This window comes from Actinomadura sp. NEAU-AAG7 (assembly GCF_018603865.1).
Taxonomy (GTDB): domain Bacteria; phylum Actinomycetota; class Actinomycetes; order Streptosporangiales; family Streptosporangiaceae; genus Spirillospora; species Spirillospora litoris.
The window spans coordinates 80,423-95,716 of record NZ_JAHFZY010000009.1 but is presented as its reverse complement, the minus strand read 5'-3'; the positions used below and the strand labels follow the sequence as shown (position 1 = coordinate 95,716).

Here is a 15,294-nt window from a genome sequence, read left to right as displayed (position 1 = left end):
AGGTGAGGGGCCGACTGCTCGTCCGCTTACCAACAGGAAAGGATCAAGCCTTCATGTCCCAGCGTGTTTTAAGATGTGTCGCCGTTTCGGCGCTGGCCCTTGCCGGCCTGGGAGTACCCGCCGCCGCTCAGGCGCAGACGCCCGCCGCGGCCCAGCCGTACCGGTTCCAGCATCTGTATCCCGAACTCGGCTCGCCCCACGCCGGTGCCCCGAAGCTGGGACCGTCGAAGCGGGCGGGAGTCCGGCTGGTCAGCCCGGGCACGGTCGGGGACCCGGCCGGAACGAAGATCCCCGCACGTGCGCCGTCCGGGGCGGGCGACGCAGGGCGGCCGACGGCGAAACCCGCCGCGGCGGCGTCCGTGCCGGTGGGGATCGGTCCGGTGCGCAACGGCACGTTCCTGTCGTTCGATCTGGCCGACTACCTGCAGTTGAAGGTCAATGTCGGGTCGGGCAACGCGATGGTGCGCACCACCGACATGTCGCTGCCGGGGATCGGCGGCAACGTCACGGTGGGTGCGGCGTACAACAGCCTGCTGCACGCCGCCGGCGTGGGCACCGGCGTCATCTCACCCGGCTGGCGCACCCGGCTCGGGCAGGACGTGCGGCTGTACAAGAACGGCGACGACTCGGTCACCATGACCGGCCCGGACGGCACGTCGGGCGTGTTCACCGTCTCGGGGACGGGCTATTCCACGCCCAAGGAGTTCAAGGGCGATCTGGTCTCCCAGTCCGGCGGCGGGTGGAGGTACACCGACCACGGCTCGGGCGCCCGGTCGTACTTCAACGCCTCGGGGCTGCCCACCAAGCTCGAAGACCGCAACGGCAACACCACCGACTTCGGCTACACCTCCGGCAACATCTCGACGATCACCTACAGGCCCGAGGGCGCCGCGTCCGGCCGGGTCATCAAGGTCGGGATCTACAACGGCGTCCGCATCACCTCCTACACCCAGGACGAGACCGGCGGCGGCGAGCGCATCGCGGTCTACAGCTACGACGGATCGGGGCGGCTGACCCAGATCCAGGAGCCGGCGGGCGAGGTCGCCAAGTTCGGCTACGACGGCTCGGGCAACCTGAACTCCATCACCAACGGCAAGGGCGCGGTGACCCGGCTGGCCTACGACGGCGATCACCGGGTGCTGTCGGTGACCCGGGTCGGGCAGTCCGCCGACCAGGTGACCAGGCTGGCGTACGCCTCCGACACCCAGTCGCAGGTGGCCGACCCCAACACCGACCAGTCCAAGCCCGTCGCGGACGTCCCGCACACCACCTACACCCTCAACGACAACGACCGGGTCACCAAGGCCGTCGACCCGGCCGGCAAGACCCGTTCCAGGAGCTACACCCCGTTCAGCGACATCGCCTCCTTCCAGAACGGCAACCAGGGGTTGACCAGCAACACCTTCGGCGCCAACAACGGCGAATCGCAGACCAGGTCCGCCTCCCCGACGGGAGCGTCGGCGTCGCTGACCTATGGCAACGCGCCAACCAGCCAGAACCCGACCGCCGCCTACCAGCCCTCGGCCGGATCCGACACCCAGGGCAACTCCACCGCGTTCACCTACGACGGGCCCGGAAACCTGAACTCGGCCAAGAACGCGCTCGCCGCCGAAGCCAAGGTCACCTACAACTCCGACGGCACCGTCAAGAACTCCACCGACCCGGGCAACGGCTCCAACGACTCCGTTTACGGCTATGACGGCGACCACCAGCTCACCTCGGTCACTCCGCCCACCGGCAACACCTTGAAGAAGAAGACCTTCACCTACGACGGATACGGTCGGCTGGGCACCGCGACCGACGGCAACGGAAAGAAGACGACCTACACCTACGACGCCAACGACCGCGTCCTGAGCGTGGCCTATTCGGACGGCACCCCGACCGTCTCCTTCACCTACGACCAGGCCGGGAACATCAAACTCCGCACCGATGCGACGGGCACCACGACGTGGTCCTACACCCAGCGCAATCTGATGGCCGCCCGCCAATCCACCAGCGGCGGCGGGGAGATCGACTGGCAGTACGACCCGGCCGGGAACCTGGTCAACCAGCTCAGCCAGCCGGGGACGCTGCACTACGTCCACTCCGTCCGCAATCTACTGGCCGGCATGACCGACTACTCGGGCAAGAAGTGGGAATTCGACTACGACGACGACGGCAACCGCACCCACACCTACTTCAACAAGACCTCCGACACCGCTTGGTCCATGCACACCAAACACAGCTACGACGACTCCGGCCGCATCACCCGCGTCGTCACGACCCGCGCGAGTGACGACTCCAAAATCGTCTCGGACGTGTCGTACTGCTACTCCAAGCGCGGCACCGGGACCTCGTGCGACACCGCGAAGGCCGCCGACACCGGGCTGCGGCAATGGTCGAAGAACAACGTGTCGGGCACCATCAGCGACTACACCTACGACAAGGGCAACCGCCTCACCAAGGCCACCAACACCGCGGGCCACGACTACACCTACGACTACGACGAGCGCGGCAACCGCACCACCGTCACCACCGACGGCACCCAGTCCCAGTCGCTGACGTTCAACTCCGCCAACCAGGCCACCACCGCCGGTGAGAGCTACGACGCCGCGGGCAACCTCACCGCCACCACCGGCTCGGGCGGCCTGAAGGGCACCTACAACGCCGCCGAGCAGACCACCCAGCTCACCAAGGGCACCACCACGATCCCCATCACCTACGCGGGCACCGACCAGGCCGAGATGGTCACGGCGAAGGGCGCCGCCCTCGTCTACGGACGCACGGGCGCGACGAGCGCGGGGATCCTGTCCTACTCCAACGGCAGCACCTCGGTGTGGATGATCCACGACAGCACCGGCACCCCGCTCGGCTACTCCGACGGGTCCAACCCCTACGCCTTCGGCACCGACGGCCTCGGCTCCACCACCTCGATCGTCTCCCCGTCGGGGAACCAGGCCGCCGCCTACACCTACGGCCCCTACGGCGAGACGACCGCCGACACCGGCTGGCAGGCCGCCATCAACCTCATCCGCTACACCGGCGGCTTCCAGGAGCCCAACACCGGACTGCTCAAACTCGGCCGGCGCTACTACGACACCGGCCGAGGCCGCTTCACCCAGCAGGACGCCATCAACACCATCGGAGACCCCGGCAACGCCAACCGCTACGCCTACTCCGGAGACGACCCCACCAACAACGTCGACCCCACCGGACAGAGCTTCCTCAGCTCGGCCCTGAGCGTCGGAACCAAGATCGCCGGCGCTGCCGCAGCCTGCTGGGGCGGTGCGGAGGCCCTCACCGAAGCCGCCGCGCCGGCCGAGTTGTACATCAGCGCCATGGCCCCCGAAGCCGCACCGGAGATCGCGGCCGGCGTCGCCGTCACCGGATGTGTCGCCGGGGTGGCCAGCAGCCAGTACCTCGGGAAGAACGCCCTGACGCTGCCCTAAGGAAGAGAAGAATGCCACCAGAGAGAACGCCTCGTCCTCCGCGCTCCATGCTCTACAAGGGCGTGGCGCCGATCGCGGCCGTCGGTATCGTCTCGCTCGTCGAGGCGACACTGATCTGGACCGGAGTATCCGCCGGGGACTGGACCATCGCGACGGTCTGCCTCCTTGCCGGAGTACTCGCGTTCGGGGTCACGGGCCGCATCTTCTGGGTTGTGAGACGCGCGGAAAGGAACCGCTAGTGCGGCGAATGGACGCGGCGCGGTCGGCGACCGGTGGCTGAACGTTCGGTAATCGAGGGCCCTCTCCGGTCACCGGAGAGGGCCCTCGAACATGCCGCGTTCGGCTATCCAGAAACGGTGCGGCGTAGGGTCGGGAGCGCCTTCGGGCACTTCGCTCGCTCGGCTGGATGCGCCGCACGTGCCCTCCGCTGATCGGGTGAATGATGTCTGTCGCGGTACTAGGAAACCGCACCTTTGATCCAGGTAAGGATCTCCGCGTTCGTCCTGGGCGCGCTCTTGTGCAGTTGCACGTTGTGGCCGCTGTGCGGGACGACGATGACCCTGAGGTTCGCCTTGTCGGAGTAGTACGGCCGCTCGTGGGCCAGCATCGTGGCAGGGGTGCAGACCTCGGCGGTGCAGTATCGGTCGTGGTCCCCGACGACGAGGAGGACCGGCACCTTGATCGAGCGGGAGCGGGCCTGTGCCGGAGGGAGGTCCACGCTATCCGAGTCGGCCGCGGTGCTGAGGTCCTTGAGCCGTTCGTCGGCCTCGATCACGGCCGGGTCGGTATCGGGAGCGTAGTAGAAGAACCGCCGCATTCCGGCGTTCGTCGTGAGATAGCCGGGGTCGCTGACCCTGCCGCGGAATTTGGGTCGTCCATCGCCCTGATCTCGAACTGGACGTCCTCTCCAGGACCCTCGCCCCCCGGTTCCTCTTGGCGGACGACGTGGCTCACGCTGGTGAGTACGTAGGCGTCGACGTCGTCGCTGTACTTCGCGGCCTGGGACCAGGCCATGGACGATCCCAGCGAGTGGCCGACCCACACGACCTTGTCGAAGGCGCCGCCCTTGATCTGACCCGTGCGCAGTTTGGTGATGACTTGGTGGATGGCCTCGGTCCCGGAGTCGAGGGTGTACCGGGAACTGGGCGGCAGAGTGCTTCTGCCCGTGGCGAGCCGGTCGATGTTGAACGTGGAGAAGCCGTTTTCGAGGGCCTTGGAGACGTACGAGTAACGGGGGGACTTCACCGGCATGTCGTAGTAGCTGTGGTTGTAGGTGGAGCCCGGCACCAGCAACTGCACGGTCTTGCTCGTCCTGGTGCGGTGGCGGGGCCGGCAGAGCTCACCGTATATATGAGCGTTCCCCACCTTCCGGACCGACACCGGTACCTGCACTCCGTGACAAACCGCGTTGGGGTGCCGATTCCGCACACTGCTCGGAACGGTGTGCGTGATGGTGGAGCGCGTGCGGGCAGGCGTGTCCGCCTGGGCGGGGGCGGTCGGCGGCACGACGATCACCACCGCGATACCCGCCGTCAGCGCGGCAGCGAGTGCCGTGTTCCTCTTCGAAATGGTTGCGGTCATGGTCATTCTCCAGAAGGCGCGAAGAGGTGATGGAGGGGCATCGGCCGGGTCACTGGGTGCTGCGGTCCGGCCGCGATCGCTTGATCCGAGTCGGTCCGGAGCCGGCTGTCTGCCCAGCGTGGCCGGGAAACGGTCAAAGGTGCGCGCGGATGTGCGGACCGTGGCGAGCTGAACCCGGGCCGCGAACGCTTGGTCGCTCTCGAATGACCCCGCGTCCCGAAAGGTTTCGGGGTCGGCTTCGCCAGTGGAATGGTCGCTCGATTCGGCAGAGGGGCGAGCAGTTCGCCGCCTTCGCCGTGTGCCGCTCTGAAGATGAGGATTCTGCCGGGCCGCACATGGCTGCCTCCTCGCTCTCTCGTGCACCGTCATTCGAAGGAGCCGGGGTGGTTCTGCGGGTCGCCGAACCAGCGGGCAGCGGCATGCTCGAATGTGTCCAGGCCCGGGGGCTCTCCACCGGCCCAGGCCACCACGCCATCGGGGCGCACGAGCACGGCGGTGAACCCAAGGTCGTCGCGCGCCGGGCCGGCCGCGTACTGGAGGCGGCCCCTCCACCTCTCGGCGGCACGCCGCAGTGCGCCGTCGGCGCGGAAGTCGAGCAGCACGCCCCGGCCCCGGCGCAGCAGGTCGCCGAGGCGAGTGCCGCCCTCGAAGTGGAAATCGGGGGCGGTGCCGCCGACGATGGGGTGGGCGTCGCCCAAGTCGTAACGGTCGAACAGCCCGGCCGTCCTCCGGTAGGCGAGGGTCGTCCCGTCCGTGGTGCTCAGCAGCTCGTGAACCAGCTGCCGCAGCGCGAGGGCGTTGGGGCCCGGCTTCATGGTCGCCACCTGGGCGCGTGACCAGTCGAGCACCGCGGCGCCGACGGGGTGGCGCTCGCTCGTGTAGGTGTCGAGCAGGCCTGCGGGCGCGGTGCCCTGCACGGTCGCGGCGAGCTTCCAGCCCAGGTTGGCGGCATCACCGATGCCGAGGTTGAGGCCCTGGCCGCCGAGGGGGGAGTGAATGTGCGCGGCGTCGCCGGCCAGCAGGACGCGCCCCTTGCGGTACGTCGTCGTCTGCATCGCCCGGTCGGTGAAGCTCGACGCCGCGTGCACATCGGTCAGCGTCACGTCCGTCCCGGTGACGCGACGCAGGACTTCCTGGAGGTGCTCGCGGGTCAGCGGCTTCGAGCGGTCGAACGCCCCGCCGTCGAAGTCCATCATCCCCAGGTGCCCCTCGAACGGCGTGCGCAGGTACATGCGTCCGGCGTGAGGTTGAAGCCGAGCGGCAGCCCCCCGGGATCGGCGAAAGCGACCTTGGCGACGTAGCCGGTGAACAGCGGCTCCGTACCAACGAACTCGAAACCCGCCAGGCCCCGCACCCTGCCGCGTCCACCGTCGCACCCCACGAGATAGCGCGCCCGGTGCTCCTGGCCGCCGACCGTCACGGTGACGCCCTCATCGTCCTGCGTGAAGGCCGTGACGGAGCTGCCTCGAAGGACCTTGACGCCGAGCGCAGTGGCGCGCTCGGCCATGACCGCGCGCACCGCGTCCAGACTGGTCACGAAACCCTCCATCGCCGGGCCGGGCAGCCGGAAGGGAAACGAGGACACGTCGATGTCGGCCGCGCTCAGGCCCATGCCCGCGAAGTGGCTCACGTCGCGGGGGGCCGGCGCCTCGGTCGCCGCGGGTGGCGCGCCGACCTTCGCCGCATCGGCGCCGGAAGCCCTGATCACCGCATCGAGCAGGCCGCGGCGGTCGAACGCCCCGGCCGAGCCGGCGCTCAGGCCGCGCAGTCCGAGCGGGAGCGCCTTCCACGGCGAGACGGCCTCTTCGTCCCGCTCCAGGACCAGGACGGAACAGCCGCCGAGGGCGAGCTCGGTGGCCAGGAACAAGCCGATCGGGCCGCCGCCCGCGATCACCACGTCAGGCATGAGACGTTTCCTTCCGAAGCGCCGGACGGTCATCTGAGCTGGGTGAGGCCGGTGAGGATGACGGCGATGCCCATGAGGAACTGCTCGCGGTCGTCGTGCTCGCCCGCCTGGCCGATGACGGCGTGCATGAACGGGTAGACCTCCGGGTCGAGGTCCTGCCAGGCCGCCATCGTCGCGTCGAGGAACTCGACACGGTCGGGCTCGACGGTTGCTGTGTCACCCTCGATCCGGGCGTTCTGGCTGACGGCCCCGAGGATGAAGTGCACCAGCGTCGAGGCTGCGGCGAACCAGGAGGTCTGGGGCACGCCCAGCGCGCCGACCTGGCGGCCGATCCGCTCGAAGATCTCCACCGTCACGGGACCGAACGGCTTCCGGACGATCTGCAGGGTCAGCCGCGTCGCGAGCCACCGATGCTCGGCGATCGCATCGAACAGAGCCAGCGCCACGGCACGAATCTCGTCCTCGGGCGAGGACCCGGCCCGCGCGGGCTCGGCTGCCAGCGCGGCCGTGACGAGCGTTTCCGTCGCCGTGTCCAGCAGCTCGTCCCGGCTACCCACCCGGTAATAGATCGCTCCCGATCCCGTGGACAGGCGCTCAGTGAGGGCCCGCGTGGTCAGAGCGCCCTCGCCACCCGCGTCGAGCAGCTCGATAGCGGTGTCGATGATCCGCTCCCGGGAGAGCACCTGATTTCGCCGCTGGGGTCGGGGAGGTCTCGTCGCCATGTCTCCACCATGGCATATTTGGATCGGCGCACCAAATTAGTTCAGCGATCCAAACCTACGGTTGCCAGCCAGCTGCTCTGTGTCACCACAAGTCGCCACATCAGAACGCCTGACGTGCGTGGCTCCAGCCGTCCGCCATACGTGACGAGGTGATGGGGCCCACTCTCAGCAGAAGCCGTCCGAGGCTCACGGGTGCCAGGAAGGTGAGAGCGCTCGTGCAGAACCCGGTCGCTCTCTCAACCAACGCGTTCCGGCGGAGCGCTCCGGCAGCGCCAAGCGAAGCGGAGCCCAGTCGCCAGCACACGGACACTCAGCATGCCGACCCGCCCGACGCCAGGGCAGAACATCAAGCTTCCACCTAGTCAAGAAATCGACCCTGATGCAGGGAAACTCATCGTCTACCACTGAAGAAGCAGATGCGACCGACCTGGTTCAGACCCGCCGGGGCGCCCGCAGGACAATGCGCCATGCCCCCACTCGGCGAGCGCTCCAGCGGCCAACAGATCCGACCGACGCTTAACCCGTGAGGGGTGCGGTCCAAAACGCCGCAGATACCCCGTGCGCGGCCATTCGCCGAGACGTAGGGAATGGGCTGTCGATCCAGGCGGCCACTAGAGGGTCTGGATTAGGGATTCAGGCTGGGATCTCGCCATTATGGTCACGGCTTTCCCGCCGTCTCGGCAAATACCTACCGTGGGGAAGCGGCGACGGCGGGGCTAGGGGCGTTCAAGTGTCAGGAGCGGCTCAGCGGACACGGGCACCGGCGCGCCGGGATCTGCGGCGACAGCCTGCTCCAGGCGGCGGAAGCCGACCGCCTGCTCGTCGGGACTGAGTTGCGCGAAGAACGAGCCGGTCCGCAGGCGCAGCCGCTCAAGCATGTCCCCGCGAGTGCCGGAAGACGGCTCGGTGACCGTGCTGAAGTCGGCGACGCGCCAGCCAGCCGAGGTGAACATCGCGATGACCTCGCCCAGCGGCTGGAACAGCGAAGCGTCCACCTCAAAGCCGCGGGGAAAGTGCTCCAGCCACCAGTACCGGGGATGGTGGTCGCTGAAATTCGCACGCATGAGCAGCCGCCCGCCTGGCCGGAGCACCCTGGACAATTCCCGGATCGCGCCCGGCTTGTCCTGGACGTGATGCCAGGACAGGAACATCAACACGTAATCGGCGCTGCCGGGCTGCACGGGTATGTCCTCGGCGGAACCCGCCAGATACCGCACACCTGGTGGCAAGGACTGCATCTGCGCATCCTCGCGCATGCGTGCGGACGGCTCGATGCCGGTGACCGGCCCGAACGCTCGCGCCAGCGCAGGGGTGAATCTGCCGGTCCCCGAACCGACGTCCAGCCCCGCCAGCGGACCCCGTGCGGGCAGCGCCGCCTCGAAGGCACTGAGCCATGCCTGTAACTGTTGCTCGGTGAGCGCACGGCTGCGCGCGTACTCCCGGTACTGCTCGGTGTCGTAGTCGATCCGCCTCATCGCTGCTCCTCTGCCGGCCGGGGCTGCTGGCGAACCCGCCCACCGAATATATCCATCAGATATATCGGGACGATATATAGGGTCGAGCTGTGCCGCAAGCCGAGCATTCCTGTCGGGCGGGGCTGCAACGTGATGACCTCGTACAAGGCGCGAAATCCCAGGTGCGTGGCGGGCGCCCGTAACCTGCCCGAGGGGTCCGGACCGGAGGGCGACCGACCGCCTCGCGAACCCACCGCTGGAAGGGGTAGTGCATCGCCCACCAGGCCGAGCACCTGGCTCTTCCAAGGGAGGACCGCTCTTAACCTCCCTATCGCCTGCCTTCTCCTGAAATGGGTCGACGGGACTCCACCGCGAACACCCGCCTCCTGGCGGAACCTGAACCGCAGGCCCGCCGAGCGAACATCCGCTGTCGAAGGAAGCGCTCCAGGCCGACCTGAGACCAACTTTGGAGGAGGTGGGCGGCAGTGCTCAGGCGAAACGTGCCTTCGATGACCTGTGTGTGCGTGCGCGCTGCGGACTCGACGACACGTGCCGATCATCTGCCGGTGACCACACATGGCGACGAACCTCCTGGACCCGCCCTCGGGAGGCGTGCTGCTGAACTTCGAGAACGCGTGCCTGCGACCAGCGGCCGTCGACCTCGGGCGCCGCCTCAGCCCGAGGCCGCCAGCCCGTCCCCCCGGGCGCACTAGGAGGGATTGCCAAGCAGATCACGGCCAGTGCTCGCCTTGGAGTGGCTGCTTGGCGTGGTCTCACCGGAGATCCGGTCCTTCGGTGGCACCTAGCCAGAACGCCGGTGTCATGAAGAGCCCGTCGAGCTCCTTGGGCGGCGGGAAGTGCCGCATCTGGGAGGTCGGCTCGTTGACCCATCCGAGATGGCCCCTTTAGAAGACCCATACATGGCAGCGGTTCTCGCAGGCCGATGCCTAGCGTCATCTTCATTGCGCGAAGCAGGGGATAGCCGTGCCGGGGGAGAGGCGCATCGGACAGTCCGGGAACATCGATGTCCGGGGGGGAGTGCGCGAGCCGAGCTGGTTTCCTACGGCAGCGTGGCGGTTGGTCATCAGCATGTTCCCCGCGCGGCGGAGCGGGATTTATCTTGTCCCGTCCAGGCCGTTCAGGAAGACGATCAGTTGGTATTTCACCGCGTGGGGCCGTTCTTGCTGGGTCCAGTGGCCGCAGCCGGGCAGGATCACGATCGAGCGTAGATCGGTCAGTCGGGCCTTCATCGGTTCGAGGGTTCCGAGCCGGTAGGCGGAGTCCATGTCGCCGGTGATGTAGAGGGCGGGCTGGGTGATGGCGCCCGTGCCGAGTTCGGGCAGGTCGAACCAGTCAGCGTCGAGACTGCGGTAACGGTTCAGGGTGCCGGTGAAGCCGGTGCGCTCGTACTCCGCCGTGTAGTAGTCCAGGTCGTCTTCCTCCAGCCAATACGGCAGCCGGTCCGGCATCGGCAGCGCGTCGAGGAATCCCGCACCGGCGGGGGTGCCGGTGAGCCATCTCGGCACCAGGTCCGGCTCGGCATCGCCGGACTGGGCGGCGAACACCCTCAGCAGCGTGGCGCGCACGTCGGCTTCCAGCTCTTGTTCCGGTACTCGTGGCTGCTGGAAGTAGTTCACGACATTGAATTTGCCTGGGTTGTGTTCGGCCAGCATCTGCGTCAGCGGCATCGGCGGCTTGGGGTGGTAGGGCACTCCGAGCGCGATGATCGCCCTCACCCGCTCCGGGTGTGCCTCGGCCAGCGCCCATGCAAGCAGCGCCCCTTGATCGTGACCGACCACGGCCGCCTCGGACACCTCCAGCGCGTCCATCAGTCCGGTGATGGCGGCCATCATCGTGCGCATTCCGTACGCCTCGACCTCGACGGGGGCGCCGGTTCGTCCGTGACCGCGGATATCAGGGGCGATGGCGCGGTACCCGGCTTCGCCCAGGGCTGTCATTTGGTGCCGCCACGAATAGGCAAGCTCCGGGAAGCCGTGCAGCAGTACGACCGCAGAACCCTCCCCGGCCTCGGTCACATGCATGGCGATGCCATTGACCGTGACCGTGTGCTGCGTTATCTGTGGCACCTGTTTCGCTCCGCTCGGTCAACGTTTCAGGCGGGTCGGAGATCAGTGTCTGGCGGGTTTCGATCATGGCCGCTGCCTGTCCTCACGGGTGTCACCTCGCGCGTTCTACGCACTTCCGTTCGGATCGGGCGTCGGTGGAGTCTCGGGAGGGCGCGGGTCGCGGGGGCGGTGTGTCCGGTCGGGACGGATCCACCGGTAGCCCGGATGGATTCCGGGTGTGAGCCCCTGCTGCTCGGCGATGCGCCCAAGCAGCGTTCGCAACTGCCGGTGTTCGTCCGGGGACAGCGCCTGGCAGATCTGCTGCTCGTGAGCCGCGGCGGCCTCGCGGAGCTCGGCCAGCAGTGCGACGCCTGATTCGGTCAGGTGCAGTGCGTACAGGCGCCGATCCCGGGGGTTCCGTCGCCGCTCGATCAACCCGCGTTCCTCCAGCTCGTCGGCGAACGGGACGAATCGGCTCGGCGGCATCCCGAGGGCGTCGGCGAGTTCGCGCTGGCTCCGTCCGGGAGTGTCGGCAACCAAGCGCAGGAGGCCCGCCTGCGCGGGAGTCAGATCGAGCCCGTCGATCCGTTCCGCGAACCGGCCGGCTGCGTGCGCCCCGAGCTGAGCCAGCAGGAAGGCCGCCCCTCCCTGGGGGCCGGGCCCGCCACCCACAGCATTCATGCTCATGGGTACATCATACCTGCTTGACAATCGTTCTACAGTGTAATCATTATCCGCTGTATAGGAACGATCGAGGAGCATCGACCATGTCCACCACTTCCTCCCCACGTCCGACCGCGGCCGCCCGGCGCCCGCAGTCGGGTCCGCCGCTGCTGGCGCCCGTCCTGGCCTTCGCCGCGCTGACCGTCGCCTACGTCGTCGCCAGCCGCTCCACCCCCCACCCGGACGCCTCGGGACTCGACGTCCTGAAGTACGCCGATGCGCACCGCACCACGATCAAGGTCGGCACCTTCCTGCTCTTCTCCGCCGCGGTGCCCCTGGCGATCTCATCGGCCGTCCTCTACCGCCGGTTGCGCGCGCTGGGCATCACCGCGCCAGGCTCCGCGATCGCCTTGGTCGGTGGAGTTCTGGCGACGATCGCGCTGACCATCAGCGCCATGACCGCCTGGACGGGAGGCAGGCTCCCGGCGGACGCCGACTCCGCACTCGCACGCGCCCTGGCCGACCTGTCGTTCGTGTCCGGCGGCCCCGGCTACGCGGTGACGTTCGCCTTGCTCGTCGCCGGGATCTCCGTGCCGGGCCTGCTGGCCGGCCTTCTGCCGCGTGCCCTTGCCTGGACGGGGCTCGTCCTCGCCGCCGTCGGAATGCTCTCCGCGCTCACCCTGCTGGCGTCCGGCTTCAGCTATCTCCTGCCCGTCGTCCGGTTCGGCGGCACAGTATGGCTGGTGGCCGCTGCGGCCTTGATGCCGCGCACCCGTCCCCGTACCGCTCACACATGACAGCCCACGCCGCTTTGCCGCTCCCTGGACCGCCCACCCAAGGAGCCACCTCGAACACGCGGCACCGCGCGGTCCCAGCAGTAACTCCGGCGATCAGGTCCGGGTCCTCTGAGGCCCCATCGCCGACGTAGGAGCACCCTCGCTAGGGGAGGTCGGGTGGTCAGGGTCGGCTGATCAGTGGGATCCGGTAAGCGAGGACGGGGCCTGGCGAAAGCCGGGCCCGGGGTGCTGTTGCAGTAGGCGCGGTTCTACTCGGCGACTCCTGGCCGCCGCCGTGACCGATGACACCGATCTCCCACTACCGGCCATCGCCGTCGAGCGCGGCCACGGATCCTCGGTCGAAGTGCGGGGTGAAGCCGGGGGCGTCTGCCGGGCATCCGGGACAGGCCGTGGGGCAGGACGTATTCCAACCACAGCCAGGACGAGCCCTGCCGGAAGGGTGCGCATGGCCTACCGGTCGACCCGCTGCCCGCTGAGGGCGAGCCGGGCCCGCAGTTTCTGTTCACCGGCGGTGCGGCGGACATAGAAGAACTGGACGATCGCCGGGACGCGGAAGCCGTCGCGTTCGGTGTCCACATAGAACGGGACCGGTTCGGGGGTGGCGTTGTCGTCGGGGCGGGTGAATGACCGGCTGTGCAGACAGCGCCCTGGTGGGTAGCCGCGCGGATTGCCTCGGGCGATAATCAAGGCGGCCCCGCCAGCGGCCGGTCGTGATCGGCAGGGTCGAACGGTCGTCCGTGTTGTGCGTCGAGGCGCCGATCGGCGCCGGGGAGGCCGATGTGGCAAGGCGAAGGCGGAATCTGCGCGCCCCGGCGGCGGCCCTGGCAGCCGGTATCGTCGTCCTGACGCCGCCCATGGTCGCGGTCGGTGCGGCGACGGGCGGCGTTGCCGCCGGCGACCGGACGACACCGGCCGACGTCGGTAGGTGGGTGGTGAACATGGACGCCACCGGATTACGCGGACTGCTCGCGAGCGGTCGGGTCACCTCGGTGAAACTCGTCAGGGCCTATCAGGCGCGCATCGACGCCTATGAAGAGGCGTACGCCGCCCAGCCCGGTGTCAACGCGGTCATCCGCCGGGACCCCACGGCGATCGCCGACGCCGCCCGGCTCGACGCCGAACGCCGGCGGGGACACGTCCGCGGTCCGCTGCACGGCATCCCGCTCCTGATCAAGGACAACTACGACACCGAAGACCTGCCCACCACCAGCGGCTCGCTGGCGCTGCGGCACTGGCGCGCCGCCGACGACGCTGAGCAGGTCGCGCGGCTGCGCGCGGCAGGCGCGATCATCGTCGCCAAGACCAACCTCCATGAGTTCGCCGCCGGTGTCGAGACCATCAGCTCCCTCGGCGGGCAGACCCGCAACCCCTACGACCAGACCCGCAACCCGGGCGGCTCCAGCGGCGGCACGGGCGCCGGTGTCGCGTCGGGCTTCGGCGCGGCCGGCCTGGGCTCGGACACCTGCGGTTCCATCCGCAGCCCGGCGGCGCACAACAGCCTGGTCGGTCTACGGCCGAGCCTGGGGCTGTCCAGCCGCGACGGCATCGCGCCCCTGTCCGCCACGCAAGATGTCGGCGGCCCGATCGCCAAGTCGGTCGGCGACATCGCCCTGATCCTGGACGCGACCGCCGGGTATGACCCGGACGACCCGTCCACCAAGGCGTCCATCGGACGGATCCCCCGCACCTACACCGCCGCCCTGAACGGCACCGCCCTGAACGGCACCGCCCTGACCCACGCTCGCATCGGCGTGTTCACCGACTACTTCGGCACGACGAAGCCCGCGCAGGCGACGTCGGCGCTGGTCCGGACGGCCACCGCGGACATGGCGGCGCGCGGCGCGACCATCGTCGAGCTGCCCGCCCAGCCCGAGCTGATGTCGGCGGTGGACGGTTCCAGCGTGTTCGCCGACGAGACGGAGCGCGACCTCAACCGCTACCTGGCGGCGCCGGGCTCGCGGTTCCCGCGCTCGCTGGCCCGCCTGGAGCCGCCGACCGACATCGTCACCCTGGCCGACATCGTCACCTCTGGGCAGGTCACGCCCACGGTCCTGAAGCGGCTCAAGGAACGGCTGGGCACCTCCACCGGTCCGCAGAAGGCCTACCACCAACGTTTGGCACGGCGCAGAGAGGCGCAACGGCTGCTCCACCTGCTGCTGAAGCGATACGACTTGGACGCCCTGGCCTACCCGGCGGTCTCCCAGCCCGCCGCGCTGATCGGGCAGCCCCAGGTGAACCTCAAGAGCTGCGCCCTCGCCGCCAACACCGGATTCCCCGCCCTGACGGTCCCGGCTGGGTTCACGCCCGACGGCATGCCGGTGGGAGTCGAACTGCTGGGACGGCCGTTCAGCGAGCCGAAACTTCTCGGACTGGGGTTCGCCTACGAGCAGGCGACCCATCACCGCCGACCACCGGTGAGTACCCCGCCCCTGAAGTGAACCGCGTCGCCACGAGGCCCGTCCGGCTCCGGGCCCAGTTAGCGCGTAAGACGTTGTGAGCGGCCGTGCCGCGGAGGTCCTCATCGGTGGACGGACGGGCCCTTCCCGCCGGTCCCCCGGAACGAAGATCGCGCGAGCTCCGTGGGCGGGGCCGATGGCGGACGTTTGGGAGCGTGGTCACGGGACGCCGGTGACCGGCCTGAAGGACATCGGAGACGGCCTCGCAGTTCTTGGCAGGT

General features: G+C 68.7%; 13 protein-coding genes. 4 read left to right on the top strand and 9 right to left on the bottom strand.

Going from position 1 to position 15,294, the window contains the following annotated elements:
• Nucleotides 1–53 precede the first annotated feature (53 nt).
• Nucleotides 54–3,428 (top strand): RHS repeat-associated core domain-containing protein, encoded by a 3,375-nt coding sequence (locus KLI87_RS34210; RefSeq protein ID WP_214620345.1) that lies wholly within the window; start codon nucleotides 54–56, stop codon nucleotides 3,426–3,428.
• Between the two features lie 47 nt (nucleotides 3,429–3,475).
• Nucleotides 3,476–3,667 carry a hypothetical protein gene (locus KLI87_RS34205; protein ID WP_156220764.1) on the top strand — a complete coding sequence of 64 codons (192 nt, stop codon included), beginning with the start codon at nucleotides 3,476–3,478 and terminating at the stop codon, nucleotides 3,665–3,667.
• A gap of 218 nt (nucleotides 3,668–3,885) precedes the next feature.
• On the opposite strand, the gene KLI87_RS34200 is transcribed toward KLI87_RS34205, so the two are convergent.
• The 8 genes from KLI87_RS34200 to KLI87_RS34165 all read right to left on the bottom strand — a co-directional run bounded on the left by KLI87_RS34200 (nucleotide 3,886) and on the right by KLI87_RS34165 (nucleotide 11,844).
• Complete coding sequence (locus KLI87_RS34200; RefSeq protein WP_214620344.1) at nucleotides 3,886–4,203, bottom strand: alpha/beta fold hydrolase; 318 nt, start codon at nucleotides 4,201–4,203, stop codon at nucleotides 3,886–3,888.
• Nucleotides 4,200–5,009 carry an alpha/beta hydrolase gene (locus KLI87_RS34195; protein WP_214620343.1) on the bottom strand — a complete coding sequence of 270 codons (810 nt, stop codon included), beginning with the start codon at nucleotides 5,007–5,009 and terminating at the stop codon, nucleotides 4,200–4,202. Before KLI87_RS34195 ends, KLI87_RS34200 begins: the two co-directional genes overlap by 4 nt.
• 365 nt (nucleotides 5,010–5,374) lie before the next feature.
• Entirely contained in the window at nucleotides 5,375–6,241 is an 867-nt protein-coding gene (locus tag KLI87_RS41275) for an FAD-dependent monooxygenase (protein ID WP_214620342.1), read from the bottom strand.
• Entirely contained in the window at nucleotides 6,202–6,915 is a 714-nt protein-coding gene (locus tag KLI87_RS34185) for an FAD-dependent monooxygenase (protein ID WP_214620341.1), read from the bottom strand. The genes KLI87_RS41275 and KLI87_RS34185 overlap by 40 nt, the downstream gene beginning before the upstream one ends.
• A 29-nt stretch (nucleotides 6,916–6,944) precedes the next feature.
• Nucleotides 6,945–7,637 (bottom strand): TetR/AcrR family transcriptional regulator, encoded by a 693-nt coding sequence (locus tag KLI87_RS34180; RefSeq protein WP_214620340.1) that lies wholly within the window; start codon nucleotides 7,635–7,637, stop codon nucleotides 6,945–6,947.
• 716 nt (nucleotides 7,638–8,353) lie between these two features.
• Entirely contained in the window at nucleotides 8,354–9,112 is a 759-nt protein-coding gene (locus KLI87_RS34175; protein ID WP_214620339.1) for a class I SAM-dependent methyltransferase, read from the bottom strand.
• 1,094 nt (nucleotides 9,113–10,206) lie between these two features.
• Entirely contained in the window at nucleotides 10,207–11,178 is a 972-nt protein-coding gene (locus KLI87_RS34170) for an alpha/beta fold hydrolase (protein WP_214620338.1), read from the bottom strand.
• Nucleotides 11,179–11,283: 105 nt separating this feature from the next.
• Nucleotides 11,284–11,844 carry a MarR family winged helix-turn-helix transcriptional regulator gene (locus tag KLI87_RS34165; protein WP_214620337.1) on the bottom strand — a complete coding sequence of 187 codons (561 nt, stop codon included), beginning with the start codon at nucleotides 11,842–11,844 and terminating at the stop codon, nucleotides 11,284–11,286.
• A gap of 80 nt (nucleotides 11,845–11,924) precedes the next feature.
• On the opposite strand from KLI87_RS34165, the gene KLI87_RS34160 reads away from it, so the two are divergent.
• Nucleotides 11,925–12,617, top strand: a complete 693-nt coding sequence (locus KLI87_RS34160) for a hypothetical protein (protein ID WP_214620336.1) — start codon at nucleotides 11,925–11,927, stop codon at nucleotides 12,615–12,617.
• 450 nt (nucleotides 12,618–13,067) lie between these two features.
• Here KLI87_RS34160 and KLI87_RS41270 read toward each other — a convergent pair whose 3' ends face one another.
• Complete coding sequence (locus tag KLI87_RS41270) at nucleotides 13,068–13,193, bottom strand: hypothetical protein (protein ID WP_284734267.1); 126 nt, start codon at nucleotides 13,191–13,193, stop codon at nucleotides 13,068–13,070.
• Nucleotides 13,194–13,396: 203 nt separating this feature from the next.
• Here KLI87_RS41270 and KLI87_RS34155 point away from each other — a divergent pair, with 203 nt between their 5' ends.
• The gene (locus KLI87_RS34155; protein ID WP_214620335.1) at nucleotides 13,397–15,055 is read left to right on the top strand and encodes an amidase; all 1,659 of its coding nucleotides are present in this window, start codon (nucleotides 13,397–13,399) and stop codon (nucleotides 15,053–15,055) included.
• Nucleotides 15,056–15,294: the final 239 nt, after the last annotated feature.